This window comes from Mesorhizobium sp. M2C.T.Ca.TU.002.02.1.1, assembly GCF_003997225.1.
The window spans coordinates 1-2,623 of the sequence record NZ_RZTO01000831.1 but is presented as its reverse complement, the minus strand read 5'-3'; the positions used below and the strand labels follow the sequence as shown (position 1 = coordinate 2,623).

At 62.4% G+C, this 2,623-nt stretch carries 4 protein-coding genes and 1 pseudogene; 2 read left to right on the top strand and 3 right to left on the bottom strand.

Features of this window, described 5'->3' with window-relative positions:
- Positions 1-912, bottom strand: a pseudogene (locus EOD07_RS30070) (phytanoyl-CoA dioxygenase family protein); the annotation flags it as partial.
- Between the two features lie 146 nt (positions 913-1,058).
- Between EOD07_RS30070 and EOD07_RS30065 the strand changes: the two are divergent.
- On the top strand, positions 1,059-1,922 hold the full coding sequence (locus EOD07_RS30065; protein WP_127237905.1) for an AraC family transcriptional regulator: 864 nt from the start codon (positions 1,059-1,061) through the stop codon (positions 1,920-1,922).
- A 66-nt stretch (positions 1,923-1,988) separates the two neighbouring features.
- A complete protein-coding gene (locus EOD07_RS30060; protein WP_127237904.1) occupies positions 1,989-2,192 on the top strand; it encodes a hypothetical protein in 204 nt (67 codons plus the stop codon).
- Positions 2,193-2,208: 16 nt separating this feature from the next.
- Here EOD07_RS30060 and EOD07_RS38240 read toward each other — a convergent pair whose 3' ends face one another.
- Both EOD07_RS38240 and EOD07_RS30055 read right to left on the bottom strand, forming a co-directional pair.
- Entirely contained in the window at positions 2,209-2,307 is a 99-nt protein-coding gene (locus tag EOD07_RS38240; RefSeq protein WP_206519598.1) for a putative RiPP precursor, read from the bottom strand.
- Positions 2,308-2,418: 111 nt separating this feature from the next.
- Positions 2,419-2,623 (bottom strand): PfkB family carbohydrate kinase (locus EOD07_RS30055; RefSeq protein WP_245470544.1); only part of this gene is annotated, 205 nt, incomplete at its 5' end.

The window sequence follows — 2,623 nt, the reverse complement described above, 5'->3', positions numbered from 1 at the left end:
GCGTCAGCTTTGCCGTCTCGGCGTTTCTCTTCTCCCAGCCGCGCGGATCGCCCGCAAAGCCGGCGCGCTGCGGCGCCTCGCGCTCGCGCCATGATCGGATTCGTGCCTCGCGCTCGACGAGATTGCCGTCATCGGCGGGGAACATGGAGATGTACTGCGCCATCCGCACCTTGTCGTCGGACGTGTTCGGCGCCACGCCATGCGCCAGCAGCGAGTTGAAGATCATCAGGTCGCCCGGGAAAAGCTCGAGCTTCTCGATCCTGTCCTCGATTCCCCTCATGTCCGGATGATGCGGATCGCGGTCGGCGGGTTGCGTCTTCACCCACTCGTCGAAATGCTCGAACAGATAAGGCACGCATTGAAAACCGCCGATGTCGCCGCCGTCCTGGTGGACCAGCGAAAGCACGCCCTGCACCGAGATCGGCTTGGGCTCGAGCGAGGTATCGGCATCCCAGTGGATGAAGCCGGGAGACGCGCGCCTGCCTTTGTTGGGCGTGTTGAGGTTGGCGCGGTCGATGGCGACCCACAGATCCTCCATGTCCCAGATATCGACGAAGGCGTCGTAGACGCGGCGCGCCATGCGGTTGTCCCACAGGAACTGATGGTTGTAGATCTCGACCATGCCGGCATTGTTGATTTCCTTCAGCGCGTAATCGCGCCGCTGGGTGACGTCCCAGGTCGCCGGATCGCTGGGGTCTTTCTCCTCGAATTCCCAAAGCAGCGCCTTGAGACGCTCGACATTTTCCTGCGGCACCGCATTGCGCACGATCACGAAGCCCGCTTCTGCCAGTGTGCGAAATCCGCGTCTGAAAGCACACGCAGCGGAAGCGTTTTCTTGATTTTGGACAGTTGGGTCGTCGCCCGGCTGGATGTCGGATGATCGTCCTTCGTGATGTCTTTCGCGTGGGCCATCGATTTCCTCCTCGACCTTGTCTTGCCGCACATGAGGCTAACCGAACGACGGGCATGCATGTTGTCCCTGACAGGCCTGAAATGATACTATTCTGGCGTCCATCGTCGTCCTAGCGCCGTTCGAGGCGATTTTTTGGAGGCCGGCCGTGAAGCCATATCTGGAGAAAGTCACCGTCGCCGATGACGCGTCATGGTCGATGGTAAGAGTGCCGCGCGACCCGACCATTCCGTTCGAATGGCATCATCATCCGGAATATGAGCTGACACTCACCCTGAACTCGCGCGGACGCCGCTTCGTCGGCGACCATGTCGGCGACTATGACGATGGCGATCTCGTGCTGCTCGGCCCTAACCTGCCGCACACCTGGTCGTCGACGAGCAAGCTCGATGGCGGTAGGCCGCATCTGGTCATGGTCATCTGGTTCCGGCCCGAATGGGCGCGTGGATTGACCGGGCTTCTGACAGAACTGGGGCCGGTTGCCGGCTTGTTGGACCGATCGGCGCGCGGGCTGAAATTCTCCCAAGACGCGACGGAGCGCGTCAGGACGCGGATCGAAGCGATCTTCGACAAGCCGCCCGCGGACCGGCTGCTCGACCTGATCTCGGTGCTGCTGACGCTCGCCAAGGACGACGCGGCCGAACCGCTTACGGCGCCGTCCCGTTCGCCCCAGTCCACTCTCGCCTCGAGCGGCGCGCGCATAGACCGCGTCCTGGACTATCTGCATGCGCACTACACTGACGATCTCGGGATCGATCACCTCGCGCGCCTCGCCGCGCTCAGCCCGTCGGGCTTTCACCGCATGTTCACGCGGCACACGCGCCTGACCCTGGTCGAATATGTGACGCGGCTGCGCATCGGCGAAGCATGCGCCCTCCTCGCGGAACAAGACAAGCCGATTGCCCACATCGCCGAGCTGGTCGGCTATCGATCGCTGGCCAATTTCGGGCGCCAATTCAAGGCGTTGAAGGGGCTGACGCCGCGCGAGTATCGCAACCGCTTTGCCGGCTGATGCCTTTCTCGGAACCATTCCAACCTTGTCTCGTTCAGCCCTCGGGCGAAAAACGGGAGAGATCAGATGGCTGTGAGATGCCGTATTTCCATCGACGATGCCAGGGATGTGGACGAGTTGGCGTTCCAGGAATTGCCACGCGTCGGCGAAAGCGTTTCGATGCCGGTTGACGGGTCGAACCAAGACCTCAGGGTTCTGCGCGTCGTGCATATGCCCGGCAGCGAGCAAGGCGCGACGACGATGCTGGAGCTGACCAGCAGGATTCTCTAGCGCTAATCGTTGGAAATTACTCGCCCAGGACAACCCCGGAAGCGAGGATCTGGGCCGTCCGTTCGGTGAGTTTCTGGCGTTTCACCAGCGTGGGCTTTTCGTAAGGCCTTTTCATCCAACCGTTCCAATCGGCGTTGCCGGTCAGGACGGTGAACGCGCTTGCCTCGGTTGCGTTCCGGAATAAGGAGCCGCTAACAGAGCTGCGGAAGATGGAAGGCGGGAGGTTTCAGGCCTTAACGAGCAGCGCCTCGACCTCCTGCAGCGTCGGCATCGACGGCGCGGTGCCATGGCGCGTCACCGAAATGCCGGCGACCGCGCAGGCGAAGCGCACGGCCTCCAGCGGCTCGACGCTTTTTGCGAGAGCAGCGGCGAGACCGCCATTGAACGCATCGCCCGCCCCCGTCGTCTCGACCACCGGACCGGCATTGAAC